This is a genomic window from Sandaracinaceae bacterium (assembly GCA_016706685.1).
In the GTDB taxonomy this organism is placed as follows: Bacteria; Myxococcota_A; Polyangia; order Polyangiales; family Houyiibacteriaceae; genus JADJJE01.
Genome location: JADJJE010000013.1, coordinates 227,280 through 246,797 on the forward strand (window position 1 = coordinate 227,280; position 19,518 = coordinate 246,797).

General features: G+C 69.7%; 19 protein-coding genes. 10 read left to right on the top strand and 9 right to left on the bottom strand.

Going from position 1 to position 19,518, the window contains the following annotated elements; all coding sequences use genetic code 11:
* Window positions 1–17: 17 nt before the first annotated feature.
* Entirely contained in the window at window positions 18–785 is a 768-nt protein-coding gene (locus IPI43_17265; GenBank protein MBK7775856.1) for a dihydroneopterin aldolase, read from the top strand.
* Window positions 782–1,561, top strand: a complete 780-nt coding sequence (locus IPI43_17270; GenBank protein MBK7775857.1) for an SDR family oxidoreductase — start codon at window positions 782–784, stop codon at window positions 1,559–1,561. The genes IPI43_17265 and IPI43_17270 overlap by 4 nt, the downstream gene beginning before the upstream one ends.
* Window positions 1,562–1,576: 15 nt before the next feature.
* Here IPI43_17270 and IPI43_17275 read toward each other — a convergent pair whose 3' ends face one another.
* Window positions 1,577–2,155 (bottom strand): ATP-binding protein, encoded by a 579-nt coding sequence (locus IPI43_17275; GenBank protein MBK7775858.1) that lies wholly within the window; start codon window positions 2,153–2,155, stop codon window positions 1,577–1,579.
* A gap of 96 nt (window positions 2,156–2,251) precedes the next feature.
* A complete protein-coding gene (gene rpmB / locus IPI43_17280; protein MBK7775859.1) occupies window positions 2,252–2,488 on the bottom strand; it encodes a 50S ribosomal protein L28 in 237 nt (78 codons plus the stop codon).
* Window positions 2,489–2,620: 132 nt separating this feature from the next.
* Here rpmB and IPI43_17285 point away from each other — a divergent pair, with 132 nt between their 5' ends.
* Together IPI43_17285 and IPI43_17290 are read left to right on the top strand one after the other, a co-directional pair.
* Window positions 2,621–3,385, top strand: a complete 765-nt coding sequence (locus IPI43_17285; protein MBK7775860.1) for a crotonase/enoyl-CoA hydratase family protein — start codon at window positions 2,621–2,623, stop codon at window positions 3,383–3,385.
* A gap of 326 nt (window positions 3,386–3,711) precedes the next feature.
* On the top strand, window positions 3,712–5,646 hold the full coding sequence (locus IPI43_17290) for a serine/threonine protein kinase (GenBank protein ID MBK7775861.1): 1,935 nt from the start codon (window positions 3,712–3,714) through the stop codon (window positions 5,644–5,646).
* 48 nt (window positions 5,647–5,694) lie between these two features.
* Here the strand turns inward: IPI43_17290 and IPI43_17295 are convergent, their stop codons facing one another.
* A complete protein-coding gene (locus IPI43_17295) occupies window positions 5,695–6,441 on the bottom strand; it encodes a hypothetical protein (GenBank protein ID MBK7775862.1) in 747 nt (248 codons plus the stop codon).
* Between the two features lie 62 nt (window positions 6,442–6,503).
* Here IPI43_17295 and IPI43_17300 point away from each other — a divergent pair, with 62 nt between their 5' ends.
* Complete coding sequence (locus IPI43_17300) at window positions 6,504–7,136, top strand: TetR/AcrR family transcriptional regulator (protein MBK7775863.1); 633 nt, start codon at window positions 6,504–6,506, stop codon at window positions 7,134–7,136.
* 24 nt (window positions 7,137–7,160) lie between these two features.
* Here the strand turns inward: IPI43_17300 and IPI43_17305 are convergent, their stop codons facing one another.
* The 4 genes from IPI43_17305 to IPI43_17320 form a co-directional block, all read right to left on the bottom strand.
* Window positions 7,161–8,144 (bottom strand): hypothetical protein, encoded by a 984-nt coding sequence (locus tag IPI43_17305; protein MBK7775864.1) that lies wholly within the window; start codon window positions 8,142–8,144, stop codon window positions 7,161–7,163.
* 117 nt (window positions 8,145–8,261) lie between these two features.
* Window positions 8,262–9,113 carry an ATP-binding cassette domain-containing protein gene (locus tag IPI43_17310; GenBank protein MBK7775865.1) on the bottom strand — a complete coding sequence of 284 codons (852 nt, stop codon included), beginning with the start codon at window positions 9,111–9,113 and terminating at the stop codon, window positions 8,262–8,264.
* Complete coding sequence (locus IPI43_17315) at window positions 9,113–9,865, bottom strand: ABC transporter permease (protein MBK7775866.1); 753 nt, start codon at window positions 9,863–9,865, stop codon at window positions 9,113–9,115. The genes IPI43_17310 and IPI43_17315 overlap by 1 nt, the downstream gene beginning before the upstream one ends.
* A gap of 220 nt (window positions 9,866–10,085) precedes the next feature.
* Window positions 10,086–11,432, bottom strand: a complete 1,347-nt coding sequence (locus IPI43_17320) for an alpha/beta fold hydrolase (GenBank protein MBK7775867.1) — start codon at window positions 11,430–11,432, stop codon at window positions 10,086–10,088.
* A gap of 129 nt (window positions 11,433–11,561) precedes the next feature.
* On the opposite strand from IPI43_17320, the gene IPI43_17325 reads away from it, so the two are divergent.
* Window positions 11,562–12,284: a hypothetical protein gene (locus IPI43_17325; GenBank protein MBK7775868.1), complete on the top strand. Its 723-nt coding sequence runs from the start codon at window positions 11,562–11,564 to the stop codon at window positions 12,282–12,284.
* Between the two features lie 63 nt (window positions 12,285–12,347).
* Here IPI43_17325 and IPI43_17330 read toward each other — a convergent pair whose 3' ends face one another.
* Entirely contained in the window at window positions 12,348–14,660 is a 2,313-nt protein-coding gene (locus IPI43_17330; protein ID MBK7775869.1) for a PLP-dependent aminotransferase family protein, read from the bottom strand.
* 112 nt (window positions 14,661–14,772) lie between these two features.
* Here IPI43_17330 and IPI43_17335 point away from each other — a divergent pair, with 112 nt between their 5' ends.
* Together IPI43_17335 and IPI43_17340 are read left to right on the top strand one after the other, a co-directional pair.
* Entirely contained in the window at window positions 14,773–15,687 is a 915-nt protein-coding gene (locus IPI43_17335; GenBank protein MBK7775870.1) for a DMT family transporter, read from the top strand.
* 110 nt (window positions 15,688–15,797) lie between these two features.
* Window positions 15,798–16,691 carry a hypothetical protein gene (locus tag IPI43_17340; protein MBK7775871.1) on the top strand — a complete coding sequence of 298 codons (894 nt, stop codon included), beginning with the start codon at window positions 15,798–15,800 and terminating at the stop codon, window positions 16,689–16,691.
* Between the two features lie 34 nt (window positions 16,692–16,725).
* Here IPI43_17340 and IPI43_17345 read toward each other — a convergent pair whose 3' ends face one another.
* On the bottom strand, window positions 16,726–17,223 hold the full coding sequence (locus tag IPI43_17345) for a hypothetical protein (protein MBK7775872.1): 498 nt from the start codon (window positions 17,221–17,223) through the stop codon (window positions 16,726–16,728).
* A 137-nt stretch (window positions 17,224–17,360) separates the two neighbouring features.
* Here IPI43_17345 and IPI43_17350 point away from each other — a divergent pair, with 137 nt between their 5' ends.
* On the top strand, window positions 17,361–18,701 hold the full coding sequence (locus IPI43_17350) for an ABC transporter substrate-binding protein (GenBank protein ID MBK7775873.1): 1,341 nt from the start codon (window positions 17,361–17,363) through the stop codon (window positions 18,699–18,701).
* A gap of 44 nt (window positions 18,702–18,745) precedes the next feature.
* Window positions 18,746–19,516, top strand: a complete 771-nt coding sequence (gene ntrB / locus IPI43_17355; protein MBK7775874.1) for a nitrate ABC transporter permease — start codon at window positions 18,746–18,748, stop codon at window positions 19,514–19,516.
* The last annotated feature ends 2 nt before the right edge of the window (window positions 19,517–19,518 follow it).

Sequence of the window (19,518 nt, forward strand, 5' to 3'; positions counted from 1 at the left end):
CTGATACGCTCCACGACGTGAGCGACACCCCCCAGCTGGACACCATCCGCATCCGTGGCCTGCACGTGGAGTGCGTGGTGGGCGTGTACCCGCACGAGCGCGAGGTCAGCCAGCCGCTGCACGTGGAGCTGGACCTGCTGCTCGACACCGAGACCTCGGCGCGCAGCGAGCGCGTGCGCGACACCGTGAACTACGCGGCCGCGTCGGCGCAGGTGATGTTCCTGCTGAAGAGCTGTCGCTTCCGGTTGCTGGAGACCGCTGCGCACACCATCGCGCGCTACCTGCTAGCGCCGCCCTCGCCCGACGAGCAGCGCGCGCTGGTGGAGCAAGTGCGCGTGAAGCTCACCAAGCCCGGCGCGCTCAGCGGCTTCGCGCAGCCTTCCATCGAGATCGTGCGCGGGCAGGGCTGGGCCCACATCCTCCAGGAGGAGAAGCCCTGGGGGACGGTGGACGTCATCCACGAGACGCGCGACGCCGGCATCTACCGCCTGAACATCCAGCCGGGCGGCGAGATCCCCTTGCATCAACATCGCATCATGCGCGAGACCGAGATGGTGCTGACGGGCGGCCTCCACTGTCAGCACCAGCCGGTGCCGGCCGGTACGGTCTATCGCTGGCCGCGTGGCGCGGCACACCTGTATCAGAACAAGAGCGAGCGGTGGCAGAGCATCCTCTGCGTCGACTCGCCGCCCTTCATCCCAGACGACGAGGCGCCCGTCACCGGAGAGCCGGCCGACGTGCCGCCCGAGCCGCCCTGGGGTCCCTACGTAGGAGTCGGCGGATGAGAGTGAGCCAGGGGCGAGTCCTCGTGACCGGCGCGAGCCGTGGGATTGGGCGCGCCGTCGTGGCCTGCCTGGTGAAGTGCGGTGCGCGCGTGGCCGCCGTGGGGCGCGACGAAGAGGCGCTCATGCAGGTGGCGCGCATCTCGTCGAAGCAGGTGACCGCCGTGGTGGGCGACCTGGCGCGCGAGTCGGAGCGCGAGCTCTTGGTGGGCCACGCGGCCGAGGCGCTGGGCGGCCTCGACGGGCTGGTGCACTGCGCGGGCATCGTGAAGTACGAGCCGGTGGGCACGCTCACCCCGCAGGCCCTCGAGGCCATGTGGCGGGTCAACCAGCTGGCGCCCACGCTGCTCAGCCAGGAGGCGGCGCGCGTCATGGTGCAGCAGGGCCACGGCGGCTCCATCGTCACCGTGAGCAGCACGCTCTCGGGGCGCCCGGCGCCGTCCACCCTGGGCTACGCGGGCACCAAGGCCGCGCTCGAAGCCACCACGCGCGGGCTCGCCAAAGAGCTGGCCGCGCGCCACATCCGCGTCAACGCGGTGGCGCCCGGCGTGGTGGACACCGACATGGTGCGCCAACCGCGCGTGGCTCCGGGCACGCGTGTCCCCGAAGGGGCCGAGCGCGATCGCCTGGTGGCCGAGCAGCTGGAGGCGCTGGCCTACCTGCACCCGCTCGGGCGTCTGGGGACGGCCGCCGAGGTGGCGGAGCTCATCGTGCAGGTGCTGGACGCCGAGTGGATGACGGGCAGTGTGGTCACGCTGGACGGCGGCTTGAGCCTGTGAGGCCTGTGAGCCGGGTCAGCCCGGCTCTTCCATGGCCGCCGTGATCAGCGCCATGGCCCGCTCCAGCTTGTGCACGAAGTCGGTCTCGTTGCTCACGTCGAACAGCCGCGGGTGGCCGGCCCAGGCGCGCTTGATGCCTTCGTCCACGCGGCGGGCCTCTTCGGGCGTCTCTTTGCGCGTGGGGTTCTGCAGGTTGTAGCCGCCCCCCACGCCCGGCACCGCCAGGTGGATGACCGTGTGGTAGCGCGCGTGCTCGGCTTCGCGCGTGGACCCCACGGCCTCGAAGAAGTCGGGCGTGCCCTTCCAGTAGGCCGCGCCGTCGGCCGTCCCGCGATCGCACAGCACCACGGCGTCATCCGGGGCGTGCACGGTGCAGGCCTCTTCCAGCTCGCGCTGCACGAAGTAGATGGCCCGCTGGGCCGCGCGCCGGGTCTCATCGGACACCGGCAGCGGGAAGCCCCCGGAGAAAAGCAGGGTGGCGGCCTCGGGCACCAGCACCAGGCGGTCGCCGAACTGCTCGCTGGCCACCTGCTGCACGGCGGTCTTGCCGGCGCTGGGGCCACCCGTGAGGACGATGATGCGGTGCGCGGACATGCTGATGGGCCTCCCCGGGAGCGTACTACGACGGAAACACGAAAGGCCGGTGGGATGACCCGACCGGCTCTTTCACGAGCACCCGAACGGAGCGCCTCAGCTGGCGCTGCGACGAGCCGCGATCTCGCGCATGACCGACGCGATGCCGCGCTTGTCGATCTCGCGGATGCCGGCCGTGCTGACGCGCAGCTTCACCCAGCGGTTCTCTTCCGGGATGAAGAAGCGCTTCACCTGGAGATTGGGCTGGTTGAAGACAACCGTCTTCACGTTGGAGTGGGAGACTTTGTGGCCGCGCAGAGCGCGCTTGCCGGTGACGTCGCAGACCTTGGACACGGTAGAACTCCGCAATTCAAAAGGGCTGGCCAGATATCATGCCCGTTGCCCAGCCGCAAGCGCGGGGGCCTTTTAGTGCACCCGTCACCGGGGTGAACCAGGCAGCATCACCCCATGGACACCCCTGGAAACCTGACGGTCACCTACGAGCTGCACGGGCACGTGGCCCTGATCACCCTGCACCGGCCCGAAGTCCAGAACGCCGTGGACAGCGCCACCGCACAGGCCCTGCACGGTGCGTTCGCCCACTTCGAAGCGGACGAGCAGGCCTACGTGGCGGTCTTCACGGGAGGGGGCGGTACCTTCTGCGCGGGGGCGGACCTGAAAGCGCTGGCCAAGGGAGACACCCGCGATCTCGCGCCGGAGGCCATTGGCCCCATGGGGCCCACGCGCATGGAGCTGGACAAGCCGGTCATCGCCGCCATCGAAGGCTATGCCGTGGCCGGGGGGCTCGAGCTGGCCCTCTTCTGCGACCTGCGCGTGGTGGCCGAGGACGCCGTGCTGGGGGTGTTCTGCCGGCGCTTCGGGGTGCCGCTGATCGACCTCGGGACCGTGCGCCTGCCGCGCCTCATCGGGCACGGGCGCGCCATGGACCTGATCCTGACGGGGCGTCCGGTGCACGCCGACGAGGCGCTGCGCATCGGGCTGTGCGAGCGGGTGGCCCCGAAGGGACAGGCCCTCTCGCAGGCGCTCGAGCTGGCGGCCCAGATCGCGGCGTTCCCCCAACGCTGCATGCGCGGCGACCGGCGCTCGGCCATCGACCAGTGGTCCCTGGCGTGGCCCGACGCCATGCGCCGCGAGCTCGAGCTCGGGCTGGCCACGCTGGCCTCGGGCGAGACGTTGAGCGGGGCCACGGCGTTCTCGGGTGGCAAGGGTCGGCACGGGTCGTTCGAGTAGGGCCGGAGTGGCTCGTGGAGGCGGCTTCTAGACTTGGAAACAAGGTCGATTGGCACCCCCGGCTAAAGCCGAGGGCAGCAAACCAGGTGATCGTACTGCCTAAAGTCCCCCCTCCGGGCGGACTGGGTGGCTGCTGTGCCGGATCCGTTCTACCCAAGGTACCCGGACACCAAGGATTGCCGGACCAGAGAGGTGACTGGATAGCGACCAGCTAGTCCGCCCGAAGGGGGGACTTTCAGTAGGCCGAGGCCTGGTTTGCTGCCCTCGGCTTTAGCCGGGGGTGCCCCAAGTTGCGGCGCGCCGAGAGATGAAAGACGCTCGGCCTGGTGGACACCCCCAGCACGCTCGAGACCCTGCACGCGCGCATGACCGCCGCGAAGCTCACGAGCGACGTGGACCCGCTCTCGCGGATCTCGGCCGTGCTGTCGGACGACCTCCACACCGTGGCCGCCCACAGCCAGCTGGAGCGCATGCTGCAGGCTCTGCAGCCGCTGAACGTGGCGCGCGAGACGGTGGGGCGTCCGCCTGGCGCGCTCCCTCCGAACGGCGCAGGACCGCACGCCGATTTCGACCTCGTGGTGCGTGGGCGCCTGGGCGAAGGCGGGATGGGCGTGGTGGAGCTGGCGGAGCAGCGCTCGCTCGGCCGCGAGGTGGCGCTCAAGCGACTGCACAAGAAGCCCCAGCACGAGGCGGAGGGCTATGCGCTGTTGGACGAGGCGCGCATCCACGGCAGCCTCGAGCACCCCAACGTCGCGCCCGTGCACGCGGTGGGGGCCGATCGGGAGTTCGGCCCCGTGGTGGTGTTGAAGCGCGTCAGCGGCCAGAGCTGGGGCAAGGCCTTGCGCGCGGACGCCACGCGGCTCCCCCAGCAGCCGGACGCGCTGGAGCGTCACCTGCGTGTGCTGATCCAGGTGTGCCACGCGCTCGACTACGCCCACAGCCGCGGGGTGCTGCACCGTGACGTGAAGCCCGAGAACGTGATGCTGGGCGAGTTCGGCGAGGTCTACCTCATGGACTGGGGCCTCGCGCTGCGGCGTGATGGCCTCGTGGCCGGGCGGACCCTGCCCATCGCGGGGACACCGGCCTACATGGCGCCCGAGATGGTGCGCGGAGACGCCGAGGCCATCGACGAGCGCTCCGACGTGTTCCTGCTGGGCGCCACGCTGCACGAGGTGCTCTGCGGCGCGCCACGCCACCTGGCCGAGTCCATGTCGGCCACCATGATGCGGGCGCTCCACGCCGAGGCCGTGGTCTATGGCGACGAGGTCCCGGCGGATCTCGGGGCCATCGCCAACCGCGCGTGCGCCCCGGACCCGGACATGCGCTTCGCGAACGTGCGCGCCTTCCGCGAGGCCCTCGAGGGCTTCCTCACGCTGCGCGAGACCCACGCGCTGGTGGCCAGCGCGGAAGCGTTGCTGGACGGGGCGGATGGCAGAGACCCGCGGCCCTTCTACCAAGCGCAGTTCGTGCTGGAGCAGGCGCTGCGTGCGCGGCCGGGGCTGCCCTCCGCGCGGCGCGCGCTCGCCCGCTGTCGCGGGCAGATGTTCGCGCACGCGCTCCGCGAGGGCGACGTGCGGCGCGCCGAGGTGTTGCTGCTGGAGCTCGGTGATGCGGCCAGCAGCGCGCAGCAAGACGCGCTCGCGGCGGCGAGGGCAGAGCAAGAACGTGAGCGTGCCCGCATCGAGGCGCTCGAGCGTGACGCTGACCCGCGCGTGGCGAACGCCGTGCGGTTGCGCGCCATCAGCGCTGCCTTCGTGCTCCTGAGCGCGGCTCAGGCGGCGCAGCTCATGGCGGACCCGAGTCCGGGCTTCGCGGCCGACCCCACGACGCTCCTCTACACCTCTTTGGGCACCACGGTGATGCTGGCCGTGTACCTCGCGTTCCGCGCACGGGATCTCGCCGTCACTGCCATCGACCGGCAGTTCTTGCAGATCATCGTGGGCATGTCGCTCGCTGCCCTCGCGTCTCGCAGCGCGGGCATCCTCCGCGGCGAGGACGTGCCCACCATCCTGACGCGGGACACCTTCCTGTTCGCCACGGTGTTCGCCGTGGTGCGTGTGCCCATGCGCGGGACGCTGGTGCTGGGGCTGGTGGGCCTGGGCTTCGGTGTCATGAGCGCCGCGTGGCCACAGCTGGCCCGCTACCTGCACATGGCGCTGGTGGAGTTCGTGGTGTTGGGGGTGCTGCTCGACATCCTCCTCGAGGCGCGGCGCTTCGCCCGCACGCCGGCTGCGGCTCCCACCACCCGGCCTCCGCGCTGAGCGAGCGTGTCGAGAGGCCGAAGGCGGCCCGCGAGCTGATCCGCCCGGTCACGCCACGTTGGCGACGACGGGGCCCGTCCAACGAAACGGACGCGCCGCCTCGCGATCCGCGTCGGTCCAAGGCCGCACGCCATAGCGCGCGCGGACGGACTCGAGGCTCTCTTCGAAGTGCCGCTCCCAATACACGGGCAGCAACGGACTGGCTTCGCGGCCGCGCCGGTAGGCGGCGAGCAGGCCGCTACGCATGAGCCCGAAGCGCCCCTCGAGGAGCATGTGCTTCAGCGAGCCCAGCACCATGAGCACCACCGAGCTGGGCATGCCGGTCTGCGCGAGGGAGAACGCGTGGATCAGGATCTCGTCGTGGCCTGCGATGGAGAAGCCCGTGAGCACGTGCCAGAGGTCGTGGGAGTGGCGGTAGCGGCGCATGAGGTACGCTTGGTCCGGGTCGGCCGTGTACAGGGCGGGGATGCCGTAGATCTCGGTGGTCAGCCCGTTGTCTTCGAAGAAGCGTGCAAAGGCGCCGCCCAACGTGGAGGCCGGCAGCCGCCGCAGCGCCTCTTGGTCCACTTCCCCGAGGTCCGGACGATCCCGCATGATGTCGGGGCCCTCGCCCGTGCTCATGACCCCACACGTGGCGAGGTAGGCGATCTGCGACTGGGCGCCCAGCTCTTCCGCCGTGATGATGTCCTCGGTTCGGTTGGAGTCGAGCAACACTCGGAGGACGCAGCCTCCTACGGTCTTCCACTCATCGAGCGTCATGTCGGTGGGGAGATGAATCCTGGTGGCGTCACGCATGGCCGTCAGTGTGTATGCGAGCTATGCTCGCATACAACTCGCATTCTGGATAGGCTTCCCCGGTGTCCGAGACCACGCCCCCCTTGCCCCGCTCGTCATTGCTCAAGATCCCGACACAGCAGCGAGCCGTCGACACCGTGCACTTGATCCTGGATGCCGGTATTCGCGTACTGGAGAGCGAGGGGGTGGCGGGGTTCACCACCAACCGCGTGGCGGATGTCGCCGGGGTGAGCCCAGGCTCCCTCTATCAGTACTTCACCAACAAGGAGATGATCGTCTCCGGCATCGTGGAGCGGGGCGTGCTCTCCACCGAACAGCAAATCCGCGGCGTGAGCCTCAACGCCGTGGACATCCCCCCGCGTGTGCTGCTGCGGCAGGTTTGCCTGTCGGTCCTCGTGCAACTCGAGCCCTATCGAGTGCTGCTCTCGGAGATCCTCGCCGCCACCCCGGTGCTCTCCGGCACCGGTGTCGCTGCAATCTTGGAGACGCGGATCGGCGACGTGTTTCGCGCCTACCTGACGGCGAACAGCGAGCGCTACCGCGTACGCGGCGGGCCTGCGGCGCTGTACGTCGCGATCAACGGCGCGATCTACGTGGTGCTCAAGTGGCTCAGCGAGCGCCCGGCGTTCATCTCCCGCGAGGCGCTGGTCGACGCGCTCGTGACGCAGCTGGACGTGCTCTTGATCGCCAGCTGAGGAGGTGGCGCCTGCACGCTTCCTCTATGCCGCCGCGCTCCCCGTGACGGCGTCTCGCTCGCGACGGAACCGCGCCAGGCGCTCGTAGATGGCCACCCGCGCGCGGTTCAGGCCTCCGAGCGGTGAGTGCTCGGGGAGGGCGTGCCCAGGCGAGAACGCCAGCGACTCGCTGAGCGCCCGTCGCTCGGGGGTGCGAAAGACCTGAAGCGGGATGACCACGGTGGCCAGCTTGATGAAGGGGGAGGCGGCTTCGTCCCACACCACCGCCGCGTCTTCGATGGGCATGCCGTCCTTCTGGAGCTGCACGCAGAAGTCGAAGGTGGCCTCGTGTTCGTCCAGGTGCGCGGCCATCGCGTCGGTCAAGTAGTGCTCCCCCAGCTTGGCCGGCAGCGTGCTGCGGTGTGCCGAGGTGGGGATCAGCCCGTACTTCACCACGCGGTCCCCGAAGCGGTACGGGGTGGTGCTCCAGTAGCGGATATCCAAGGGCGACGTGGGGCAGCCGCTGGCCTTCTTCAGCTCCCAGAGCGCCCGGGCGTGGCCGGTGAGCACGAACTTCGCCAGCAGCAAGAGCGGCGAGCTCTCCACGGCGTAGTAGATGGCGTCGCGAAAGAGCGGCACCGTCCCGAGAGGCATGCTGGGGTGACTGAGCAGCACGAAGTCCTGCCCCCGGGGCACGTCGGCATCGCCCGCGCCGGTGGCGCCCAGCAGCTTGATGGCGAGCCCGCGCAGGTCCGGCACGGCGTCCGACTGGGGCTTGGCGCTGGCGCTCGATGAGCGCAGCCAGCAGTCGTAGCGGCGCCCGGGCTGAAACACGCCCACGGCGAGCTCCGCCGGCAGGTGCTCTTCGACCGTGAGGCTGCCGTGCAGCACGCCGAGGGACTTGGGGTGCGCTGCCCGCAGCGTGGACCCCGCGGGGTAGTCGCGCGCCAGCTTGCGCTCGAGGATGCCGATCATCTCCCGGACGAGCTCGACTTCACCGGGGAGCGCCATGTCAGCCGCGTCAGTCATTCTGATTCACCATGGGTGCGAGGGGGTGTCTGCGTCATGAAGGTTTCCAGCGGGTTCGCGATGCGCTGAACTCACGGTGCTCTTCATGTTGCAAGGCCCACGCCAGCCTCGGGGAGGTCAGCCGTTGCGTCGGCTGTCGATCAAGTCGCGGCTCACGCCCGAGGCCAGGATGAACTGCATGGTGGGCTCGTTCAGGCTCTCCAGCAGCTCACGCGGCGTCCCCGATGCCTGCACCTCGCCGAAGTACATGAAGGTGATGCGATCCGCGATGCGGAAGACGCTGGCCATGTCGTGGCTGATCACGATGCTGGTCACGCCGAACTTCTCTTCGGCCTCGGCGATGAGCTCGTCCACCGTGCAGGTGGTGATGGGGTCGAGGCCGGTGGTGGGCTCGTCGTAGATCAGCACGTCGGTCTCGAGCACCAGCGACCGCGCCACCGCCACGCGCTTCTGCATGCCGCCGCTCAGCTCGGCCGGAGACTTGTTCCACGCGTGCCCGATGCCCAGGGACTCGAGGCGGTCCATGACGCGCTCCTTGATCTCCTTATTGCTCATCTTCGTGTGCTCCCGCAGCGGGAAGGCCACGTTCTCGAACACGCTCATGGAGTCGAACAGCGCCGACATCTGGAAGACCATGCCCATGGTGCGGCGCATGGCGTCCAGCTCCATGCCCTCCAGCTCCACGAAGTCGCGGTTGTTCACCAGGATCTGCCCCGAGTCCGGCTTCTCGAGCCGAATGAGCTGGCGCATCAAGACCGTCTTGCCGGAGCCCGACGGCCCGATGATGACGTTGGTCTTGGCGCGCACGATGTCGAAGCTGAGGCCCTTCAGGACGTGGTGCGCGCCGTAGTACTTGTGCACGTCACGCACGCGAATGTGCACTGGGTCGGCCAGCACCTCCGGGTCCACGCGGCGGATCTCGTCGGCGGAGGCGCCCGTGAACGCGCCGAACCACTCCTTGACGCCCATCAGCCGAGGCCCTCGCCGAGCACGATGCCGGTCACCAGGTAGTCCAGCACCAAGATGGCGATGGCGTTGTGCACCACCGAGCGGTTGGTGGCCTGGCCCACGCCAGCGGCGCCGCCCGAGGCGTAGAAGCCCTGGCGGCACGCGATGAGGCAGACGGTGACGCCGAAGACCGCGGACTTGGTGAGGCCCAGCTGCACGTCCTTCCAGTCCACGATCCAGCGCATGCGGTCCAGGAACACGCCGCTGTCGAGGCCCAGCAGCTTGGTGCAGACCAGCCACGCGCCCGACATGCCGATGACGTCGAAGAAGATGGTGAGGATGGGCACCATGAGCAGCCCGGCCACCACGCGCGGGACCACCAGGTACTGCACGGGGTTCACCGCCATGGTGATGAGCGCGTCGATCTGGTTGGTGACGCGCATGGAGCCGAGCTCGGTGGTCATGGCGCTGCCGGCGCGGCTGGACACCATGAGCGCGGTGAACACGGGCCCGATCTCGCGCGAGAGCGCGAAGCCCACCACGGAGCCCGTCTGGCTCTCCACGCCCAGGTCGCGGAAGCCGTTGACCAGCTGCAGCCCGAGCACGGCGCCCACGAAGAAGCCGGTGATGCCCACGATGAAGATGGACTGGACGCCCACGTACTCCATGCAGTGGATGAAGATGCGCCCGCGATAGGGAGGCCGCAGGCCCCAGAAGACCACTTGGCCCAGCATCCGCGCCAGCGCGCCAATCTCGGCCAGCGGCGCGGTCAGGCTGGCCAGCAAGCGAGTCAGCCAGACGACCACGAACGAGGGCGGCTTCGGCTCCTCCTGCGCGGCCGCGCCCACGGCGCGACCCGGGTCACGCGGAACACCCTGCTTGGCCTCGTCGGCTTCAGGGGGCGCCGGGTCGCTCGGCTCATCGACTTCGTTGTCGGACACGGCCGCCTAGATACCACGGGAACCGCGCTGGGTCGTAGTGAACGGCGGAGGGTCAGTCGAAGACGGCGATGCTCACCCCGTCCGGCTCGGCGGGCCAGCGCGGGATGCCGATGCGGCGGCCGTTCCACTCGGCCACCGACGACTGGTCGGCGTCGGCGCCCGGTGCGAAGTCGAGGCCTGCCAAGAACGGGAAGGTCTCGAACAACGCCACGGGGCTCAGGTCGGTCATGTCGTCGCTGACGTTGTCGAAGAAGAACAGCGCGATGGTGGTGTTGTCGCGGTTCGTGTACGCGTCCCCGCTCAGGTCGGCTTCGTCGAGGTCCAGCATGTCGCCGGGCTGGAGCCCGCGGCTGGCCAGGAAGATGACCGTGGTGGGCTGGTCTTCGTCGAAGCGGGTGGCGCCGATCAGCGCGCGCCCGAAGAGGCCGGTGGGCAGCGTGCGCAGGTAGACCAGGGTGTTGCTGCGCACGAAGTTCTCCCGGTAGTAGTGGATGCTGCGGCCCGTCAGCGGGATGACGTGGAACTCGTAGCGGACGTCGGGGCTCCCGGCGAAGGGGCCCCAGTAGCCCTCCTCGCTGGCGATGAACGTGGCGCGCGGCCGCGAGCGCAGGCGCTGCCCCGTGTCGGTGTCGACCTCGTAGATGTTGATGGTGGCTCCGGCCACCGGCACGTTCTCACCCAGGGCGCCCGCGCGGCCCGCGATGACGATGGGCTCGGTCTGCGGCGTGATGTCGGTGGTGGTGGGCGCGCTGTCGGTCAGGAACTCCCAGATGGCCGTGAAGGACTCGGCGCTGGTGGCCACCTCGTAGTGGTCGTCGTCCACGAGGTCCACGTTCTCGGCACCGTCGATGCCGTCGTTGGCCGTCACGACACGGTCGTTGGCGGAGTAGAGGTTCAGCGTGGGCACGTTGGCCGTGGGGCCCGCGGGCGCGTCCTCGTCACCGCTGCCGATGTGGACGTAGCGCCGCACCTTCGCCGCACGCGTGGCGTCTTCGAGGTAGCTGTAGCCGATGCCGCCCCCGGCCGAGTGGCCCATCAGGTCGATCTGCGTGGCGCCGGTCACGCGCAGTACTTCGTCCACGAACGTGTCGAGGCGCGCGGGGCTGTTCCCGCCACCGAGCGAGTTCCAGTCGTAGACGAAGATCCGGTCCCGGCAATAGCCGTTCGCCGTGAAGCGCATGAGGTGGTTGGTGTACGTGTCTCCCGACGCGAGGAAGCCGTGCACCATGACGATGGGGACGTGCGCGTTGGTGCAGCCCTCTTCCCACGGCGGCAGCAACGTGGTCTCGCGCACCTCCCAGCCCGGGTCGGTGGACCCACCACCGCCACCGCCACAGCCGGCGGTGAGCGCCGCGAGGGCGAGGGAGAGAACGAGAGTGCGCTCGATCGTGAACGGCATGTTGGGAGGCTCCGGGGGGATGACGGACGGCGCGCCCGCGGACGGCGTGCGCCCGTCATGATGAACGCTCGCGGCGCCGGATGCGAGCTTGGACGATGGGCGGCAGGGCAGGGGGTGTAGAGTGGGGACATGGCCAAAGTGCCCGCGAGCTACCGCGTCCGGATCCTCACGACGACGCCGCTGGCCACCTCGGCCGGGTTGACGCGGCTCTTCGACACCCTGGCCGAGCTCGGTCTCACGCCCACGCACCAAGGGGCCGACGAGCGCGCCCGCGAGCCCTTCGACCGAGAGACTCTGGTCGCGGCGATCAGCGCACGACCCCACGCGTTCGCCCTCGCGCGGCGCAAGGCTCCCACGTACTCGGCGTCGATCTCGGCGCAGCCTGCTGGCGAGCTGGGGGCCATCCAGCTCGACTTCCCCGGCAGCCAGGATGCCTCGGCGGTGTTTGCCGTGGGTGACCGCTTGGCCGAGGTGTTTCGTGCCGAGCACGGTCTGGTGCATCCCACCTTCGAAGGCGAAGGGCAGTTCAACTCGGCCTCGGTGCTGGAGGCCGGGCGCCTGCAGCAGTACGGCCTCAAGGCGCCGGGCGCGCGCACCTGGTATGGGCCGCACCTGCGCGCGCTGGTGGGCGAGGCGCGCTTCGCCAGTGCGGGTGGCGTGTTGCGTGAGACGGCGTGGGGTGCGCTCTGCCTCGACCTCGTGGCCGACCCCGAGAGCGCGCGCTTCACCACGCTCGCCCGTCGCCAGCGCGAAGCCTTCGCCGCGCTGTCTCCGTCCGGTGCATTCGGCGACTACAGCCACCCGGTCATCAAGAAGCCGGGGCCCCGCTGGCGCCCGATCCCCGTCGCGTGAGCCAAGGAGCTCCACAGGCCGCGCTTGCGTTCTCTCCCGCGCTCGCCTGACACTCGTCTCCTGCTAGGAAACATGAGCACGAGCACCTGGCCCACCAAGACGCGCGAGTTCCACAACCATCACTTCGACTCCACCATCTGGAACGACTTCGCCTTCCGTGACGACGACATCATCATCGGCACGTACGCGAAGTCGGGCACCACGTGGATGCAGCAGATCATCTCGCAGCTGCTCTTCGCGGGCGAGGCGGGCCTCGAGGTGGCGGACATGTCGCCGTGGCTGGACCTCCGCGTTCCGCCGAAGGAGGTCAAGCTCCCCGAGGTGGAAGCGCAGACGCACCGGCGCTTCATCAAGACTCACCTGCCGGTGGACGCGCTCGTGTTCTCGCCCAAGGCCAAGTACCTGTACATCGGGCGCGATGGGCGCGACGTGGTGTGGAGCATGTACAACCACCACCTGAACGGGAACGCGGCCTGGTACGGCGCGCTCAACGACACGCCGGGGCGCGTGGGGCCGCCCATCGAGCCGCCGCCCGACTCCGTCCATCAGTACTTCCGGGACTGGCTGGCGCGCGACGGTCACCCCTTCTGGCCCTTCTGGGAGAACATCCGCACGTGGTGGGCCACTCGCGACCTCCCCAACGTCCAGCTGGTGCACTTCGCGGACCTGAAGGCCGACATGCCCGCGCAGATCCGGCGCATCGCCGCGTTCCTCGACATCCCCATCGACGAGTCCAAGTGGGACCAGATCGTGGACCACTGCACCTTCGAGTACATGAAGGCCAACGCCACCAAGTCGGTGCCCCTCGGGGGCGCCTTCTGGGACGGCGGGGCGCAGACCTTCGTGCACCGCGGCACCAACGGCCGCTGGCGCGACACGCTGACCGACGATGATTGCGCCGCCTACGAGGCCCGCGCGCGAGCCGAGCTGGGCGACGAGTGCGCGCGCTGGCTGGCCGCCGAGTAGTGGGCTAGCCGCGCCCGTGAGGGACCGCAGGCAGAGCGCGCCCAGCTTGGCCAGGGCGGCGTCGGTGCGCGCGTCGAACGGGCTCGCGCAGTTGAGGCGCAGGTACCCGCGGTGGCGGCCGGTGGGGGAGAACAACGGGCCGGGCGCCACGCCCACGCCGCTGCGCAGGGCGCTGCGATAGAGCGCGATGGCGTCCACGCCCTCGGGCAGCTGCACCCACAGCACGTGCCCGCCGCTGGGGCGCGTGCAGCGCGTGCCGGGCGGGAAGTGTCGGCGCACGGCCAGGCCCACCGCGCTCACCTGATCGCGGTACGCAGCGCGCAGCCGGCGGATGTGCGTGTCGTAGCCGCCCCCTTCGAGGTAGCTGGCCACGACCAGCTGCGGGAGGCTGGCGCTGGCGAACGACACGGCCAGCTTGGCATCGAGCACGGCGTCGTAGAAGCGACCCGGGGCCACCCAGCCCACCCGCAGGCCCGGCGAGAGCACCTTGCTGACCGAGCTGCACGACAGCACCCAGCCACCGCGATCGAAGGCCTTGAGGGAGCTGGGGCGCTGCCCGTCGTGCGCGAGCTCGCCGTACAGGTCGTCCTCGATGAGCGGGAGCTTGGCGCGCACGCACAGCTTCACGAGCCGCGCCTTGTCGGCGTCGGACAGCAGGCTGCCGCAGGGGTTGTTGAAGTTGGGCACCAGCACGCACGCGCTCGCGCCATCGGCCACCATCCGCTCGAACAGCCCGAGGTCGAGACCACGCTCGGGCGTGCTGGGCACCTCCACCGGAACGCGCCCCATGAACTGGATCTTCTCGATGATGCCGAAGTAGGTGGGCGACTGGACCAGCACGCGGTCGCCCGGCTGGGTGGTGGCGGCCAGGCTCAGGTAGATGGCCTCCATGGCGCCGGTGGTGGTGATGATGTCGCTGGGCTGGAGGTTGGCGCCCGCGTCGGCCGCGTGCGCCGCGATGGCACGCCGCAAGCGCGCAGGACCGGGGGGCAGCGCATAGCCGAAGGCCTCCTCCGGCGACTCTCGCATGATGCGCGTGGCCAGGCGCCCGAGCGCGCTCAGCGGCAGGTGCACCGGGTCGGGCAGTGCAGTGCCCAGGGCCACGAGGTCGGGCGCGGCGGTCTCGCGCAGCACGGAGAGGCCACGCAGGCGCTCGTCCTCCGGGAGCGGCACGCTGGGCTCGGGCACTGGCAACCAGAGGCGGGGCGTGTCCCGCACGAAGTAGCCCGAGCGCGGTCGAGCCTCCACCAGGCCGCGCGTCTCGAGCACTCGGAACGCGTGCTGCGCCGTGGCCACGCTCACGCCCCAGCGGTCGCGCACGTGCCTCACCGAGGGCAGCCGGTGCCCGGGCAGCAGCGTGCCATCATGGATCAGCCGCTCGAGGCGCTGGGCGACGTCTTCGTAGAGCATGACAGTTGGATCCCGTTGGACCAGTACAGATGGTGACCGACGCATCTGTGCTGGTCCAACTGTTCTTTCTCTGAATCTGTGCCGAAGTGGATGCGGACGCCAGGCTCTATGCATGCCTAGCACCGCGCTCCTCCCGGCGGCCGAACCGCCCGTCGGCGTCTCCCCCTCCCGCTTCAGCGACACCTTCACAGGCCTCTGGCTCGGCACGGTGGCCGTGGCCGCTTTCAGTCTGACCATGCCCATGACGCGCCTCGCGCTGCGCGACCTCGATCCCATCTCCGTCGCCACGGGTCGGGCCGCGCTCGCTGCGACGCTGGCGCTACCGCTGCTGTTGGCGCGCCGCGCACGCTGGCCCGGCTGGCCGCTCGCGCTGCGCCTCGCTGGGGTCGGCCTGTGCGTGGCCGTGGGCTTCCCCATCACCATCGCGTGGGCCATGCAGGAGGGGAGCGCCTCGCAAGCTGGGCTGGTGCTGGGGCTCGCGCCCATGGCCACGGCCGCCTTTGCCGCGCTCCGCTACGGTGAGACACGGCGCGCCCGCTTCTGGTGGATGTCGGCGGCGGCCACGCTCACGGTCGTCGCCTTCGCGCGCCACCACGGCGGCGGCGCGCTGCAGCCGTCGGACGCGCTGCTGCTGGCGGCCGTGGGCTTCACGGCGGTCGGCTATGGCTCCGGTGCACAGCTGACCCGTGAGCTGCCCAGCGTGGAGGTCATCGCGTGGGCTGTGTTGCTGGTGGCGCCGCTGACCGTGCCGTGGGCGCTCTTCGCGCTGCGCGAGCAGCACAGCCTGCCGGGGCTGCCCGCGATGGGCGGGCTGGTCTACGTGGGGACCATCTCGCAGCTGCTCGCGTTCGTGCCGTGGTACACGGGGCTCGCGCGCGGCGGAGTCACCACGGTCAGCCAGGTGCAGCTGCTTCAGCCCTTCCTCACGTTCTTGGGGGCCGCGTGGCTCGTGGGCGAGTCGCTGCCCATGACGCTGTGGGGCTTCGGCGGTCTGGTGGCGCTCTTCGTGTGGCTCGGCCGGCGCTAGCGGTGCCGCCGCATTTCGGTCCGATGTCGATCGGGTAAATAGCGCCGCGCTCCGTGCGCCTACATGGAAGAACGAAGCGCGGGTGCCTAGACTCTTCGGGAGAGGCCCCCATGGCGCAACAAAGTGCGTTCGTTCGCGAGATTGAGCTCTGGTCGCCGCAACGCGGCCATGACTGGCGGCGCACGACCACCGGTCCCGCCGGGCAGAGCGAAGAACAGGTGACGATCCACGGCACAGCCCAAGGGACGGCGCGCCTGGTGCGGCGTGTGCTCTCCACGCAGCGACCCGAGCTGGACAGCGAGGACCGCGAGACCGTGGTCGTGGCCTTTCCGCTGTTCCACGCGCAGCGGCTCTCCACAGTGGTGGTGCTGCGCTGTCACAGCGAGACGGGCCGCGGGGGCTGCGTGGAGGTCTGGGAGCCGAGCCAGAACGCCGAGCTGGTGCACGCCGAAGGCTACTACGGGGTGCTCGGCGACTTCGAGATGTCGAGTCGCCTCGCGCGCTTTCGGCGTGGCATCGGGCTTCCGGGAATCACCTGGGACCGCCACCGGCCTCACATCATCGACGACCTGCGCTACTCGCCTCACTTCTTGCGCGCCGCCCTGGCGCGGGAGCACGCGCTGGCCGTGGGGCTCGGGGTGCCCATCGTGCGGCAGAACGAGGTCGAGCACGTGTTGGTGTTCCTGACAGCCCAGCGCTCACCGCCGGCGCGCGCCATCGAGATCTGGATCCCGGACGCGCAGGGGCGGCTGTGGCTGGACCATGGGGCCTACGACACGGGACTCGAAGCGTTGGGCCGCGCGAGCCGGACCACCTGCCTGATGCCCGGGGAGGGCGTGGCCGGCCGCGCGGCGAAGGCCGGCGAGCCGCTCGTCTGGTCGAGGCAGAGCAAGCAGAACGATGCAACCGACAGCGACGCCGCGCGGGCCGGCCTGGTGCTGGGCGTGGCGCTGCCGCTCGTGGAGAGCACTGGCACACGGGCTGTGTTGGTGCTGCGGTCGTAGAGCAGAGCGGCACGCATGCGCGGCGAAGGTGGGGCTACAGGCGGATGTACGCGTCGATCCGCGACAGGAAGCTCGCGCAGTGGGTCCTGTATGCGCACCTCGCGCTCATGAACTCTCCGAGTGACACCGCCCAGCTCGACTCGCCGCTCCGGACTCCGTACGAGTGCGTGTAGCCACCGCCGTGGACCCGGCTCACGGCGGCGACCACCCAGTCGACGTCGTCGAGGTCACCCGTGCAGAAGCCGTGCGCCACGGTGCGCGACCACGTGCGGGTGTACGTGTCGGGTTGCTCGCCGGGGTGGCGCCGGACGGCGGCGATGGTCTCCGTGATGGACTCGAGCGAATCCGCCCCGAGGTATTCGCTGACCACACGGCGTGCGTGGGAACGAGGCGCGAGGACCTGCTCGAACGCGTAGGCGCCCTCGTCGGTCCAGCCGTCCACGCTGGGCCAGGCCAGCACGAGGCGTGGGGTGCGATGCGACCCATCGAGCCACGCGGTCACTTCGCCCGTCTTCGAGAGCCAGCGGGTCATGCGGGGCAGTCTATTCGGACCCCGGGACGCCGACACAATTTAGTCGTCGTCCGTTCACCTCCGCGAAACAGCAGCTCCAACTGACCATTTCACTACGGCGAAATCGCGCGGAAACGTCGGCCGATCACGGTACGACCATGACCGACATCAATGAATCGAACGTCGCCGCGAACGAGTCCGAAACAACGAGCGAGGCCCCGCTCGCCCCGGTCGGACGTCGTGGCTTCCTGAAGTGGAGCGCGGCGGGCGTCGGTGCCGCCGCGCTGAGCGCCACGGGTTGCGGCAGCGACGAGCCGGCCGCGCGCCCGGCTCAGGGGAGCGCTGGCGGCACGGGACCGGAGCTGTCCGAGGTGCGCCTCGGAATGATCGCGCTAACCGACTGCGCGCCCATCGTCATCGCGCAGGAGAAGGGCTTCTTCCGCCGCCATGGCATCAGCGCCACCATCGTGAAGGGGGCGAGCTGGGCGGCCATCCGTGACTCGCTCACCAACGGGTCCATCCATGGCACCCACATGCTGCTGGGGATGCCCATCGCGTCCACCATGGGCCTGCTCGGGTCCCCGCGCGTGCCCATGGTGGCGCCGTGGATGATCAACCGGAACGGGCAGGCCATCACGCTCGCGAACCGGTTCAAGGGCCGCGTGGCGGCTGACCCGGCCGCCATGCTGCCCTTCGTACAGGAGGCGAAGGCGGCGGGCTCACCGCTCACCTTTGCCATGACGTTTCCGCCCGGCACGCACGCCATGTGGATGCGCTACTGGCTGGCGGCCGGGGGCATCCACCCCGACCGCGACGTGGCGCTCGTCACCATCCCGCCTCCGCAGATGGTCGCCAACATGCGCGTGGACCGCATGCATGGCTTCTGCGTGGGCGAGCCCTGGAACGCCCGCGCGATCGCCGACGGCATCGGCTACACGGCCACCACCACGCAGGAGATGTGGCAAGACCACCCGGAGAAGGTCCTGGCCTTCCGCGAGGACTTCACCACCCAGAATCCGCGCACGGTGAAGGCCATGCTGAAGGCCATGCACGAGGCCAGCTTGTGGCTCGACGAGCCGGCCAACCGCCCCGAGCTGGCGGCCATCCTCTCGCGCACCACCTACGTGAACTGTGGCCCGGAAGTGCTGCTTCCCCGCCTCCAGGGCCACTACGACTACGGCGACGGCCGCGTCTCCGAGCACACCCACGCCATGACCTTCCAGGCGCGCAACACCAACCGCCCGCAGGAGAAGTACGCGGTGTGGTGGCTCACGCAGTTCCGGCGCTGGGGCATGGTGACCGGTGCGCCCGACTACGCGGGGGTCGCGCGCAAGGTCATGCGCGGCGACCTCTACGACGAGGCCATGAGCGAGCTGGGCTACACGCACGGAGGCGTGAACGATGCCCCCGAGACGCTCTTCGACGGTCGCACGTTCGATCCCGCCCAGGCCGAAGCGTACGCGACCTCCTTCACCACGCACGCCGTTCGCAACAGCTGACCCGATTAGGAGCACCCCACGTGGACAAAGCGCTGACCCTGAAGATTCGGACCTTCCTCGAGAACCTCCTCCTTCCTTTCGTGGGCATCGGCGTCGTCGTCGCCGGGTGGTCAGTCGCATCGGCGAGCTTCGCCGAGCAGCTGCCTTCTCCGATGGAGACCTGGGAGGCGAGCAAGCTCTACGTGCTGGCTCCCTTCGAGAAGCGGGGTGAGCTCGACCAGGGCATCCTGCGGTTCACGTGGTACTCGCTCGTGCGGGTGGCGGAGGGCTATGCGCTGGGCATGGCGCTGGCTGTGCCGCTCGGGCTGGTCTTGGGGGCGTCCAAGACGTTCGCGAAGTCCTTCGACCCCATCATCCAGATCCTGCGGCCCGTGTCGCCGCTGGCTTGGCTGCCGCTTGGCCTCGTGTTGTTCGGACAGCCCGACCCGGCCGGCACGTTCACCATCGCCATGTGCTCCATGTGGCCCACGGTCATGAACACGGCGCTCGGTATCCGCTCCATCCCCGAGGACTACATGAACGTGGCGCGCGTGCTGCGGCTCTCGCGCACCAAGACGCTGTTCAAGATCATGATCCCCGCGGCGCTCCCCTACATGTTCACGGGGTTCCGGCTGAGCCTCGGCATCGCCTGGCTCGTGATCGTGGCCAGCGAGATGCTCACGGGCTCCCCCGGCGTGGGTGGGTTCCTCTGGCAGGAGTACAACAGCCTCATCTACGAGCACCTGATCCTCTGCATCGTGACCATTGGCTTGGTCGGGTTCCTGCTCGACCGTCTCATGGGCGTCATGGAGCGCTCGCTCTTCGCGAAAGTCTGAGG

Bases quoted from the DNA above. Each gene is read 5' to 3' on its own strand.
- IPI43_17270 (MBK7775857.1), top strand. From the start codon at position 782: ATGAGAGTGAGCCAGGGGCGAGTCCTCGTGACCGGCGCGAGCCGTGGG.
- IPI43_17275 (MBK7775858.1), bottom strand. From the start codon at position 2,155: ATGTCCGCGCACCGCATCATCGTCCTCACGGGTGGCCCCAGCGCCGGC.
- IPI43_17295 (MBK7775862.1), bottom strand. From the start codon at position 6,441: ATGCGTGACGCCACCAGGATTCATCTCCCCACCGACATGACGCTCGAT.
- IPI43_17305 (MBK7775864.1), bottom strand. From the start codon at position 8,144: ATGACTGACGCGGCTGACATGGCGCTCCCCGGTGAAGTCGAGCTCGTC.
- IPI43_17310 (MBK7775865.1), bottom strand. From the start codon at position 9,113: ATGGGCGTCAAGGAGTGGTTCGGCGCGTTCACGGGCGCCTCCGCCGAC.
- IPI43_17320 (MBK7775867.1), bottom strand. From the start codon at position 11,432: ATGCCGTTCACGATCGAGCGCACTCTCGTTCTCTCCCTCGCCCTCGCG.
- IPI43_17325 (MBK7775868.1), top strand. From the start codon at position 11,562: ATGGCCAAAGTGCCCGCGAGCTACCGCGTCCGGATCCTCACGACGACG.
- IPI43_17330 (MBK7775869.1), bottom strand. From the start codon at position 14,660: ATGCTCTACGAAGACGTCGCCCAGCGCCTCGAGCGGCTGATCCATGAT.
- IPI43_17335 (MBK7775870.1), top strand. From the start codon at position 14,773: ATGCCTAGCACCGCGCTCCTCCCGGCGGCCGAACCGCCCGTCGGCGTC.
- IPI43_17340 (MBK7775871.1), top strand. From the start codon at position 15,798: ATGGCGCAACAAAGTGCGTTCGTTCGCGAGATTGAGCTCTGGTCGCCG.
- IPI43_17345 (MBK7775872.1), bottom strand. From the start codon at position 17,223: ATGACCCGCTGGCTCTCGAAGACGGGCGAAGTGACCGCGTGGCTCGAT.
- IPI43_17350 (MBK7775873.1), top strand. From the start codon at position 17,361: ATGACCGACATCAATGAATCGAACGTCGCCGCGAACGAGTCCGAAACA.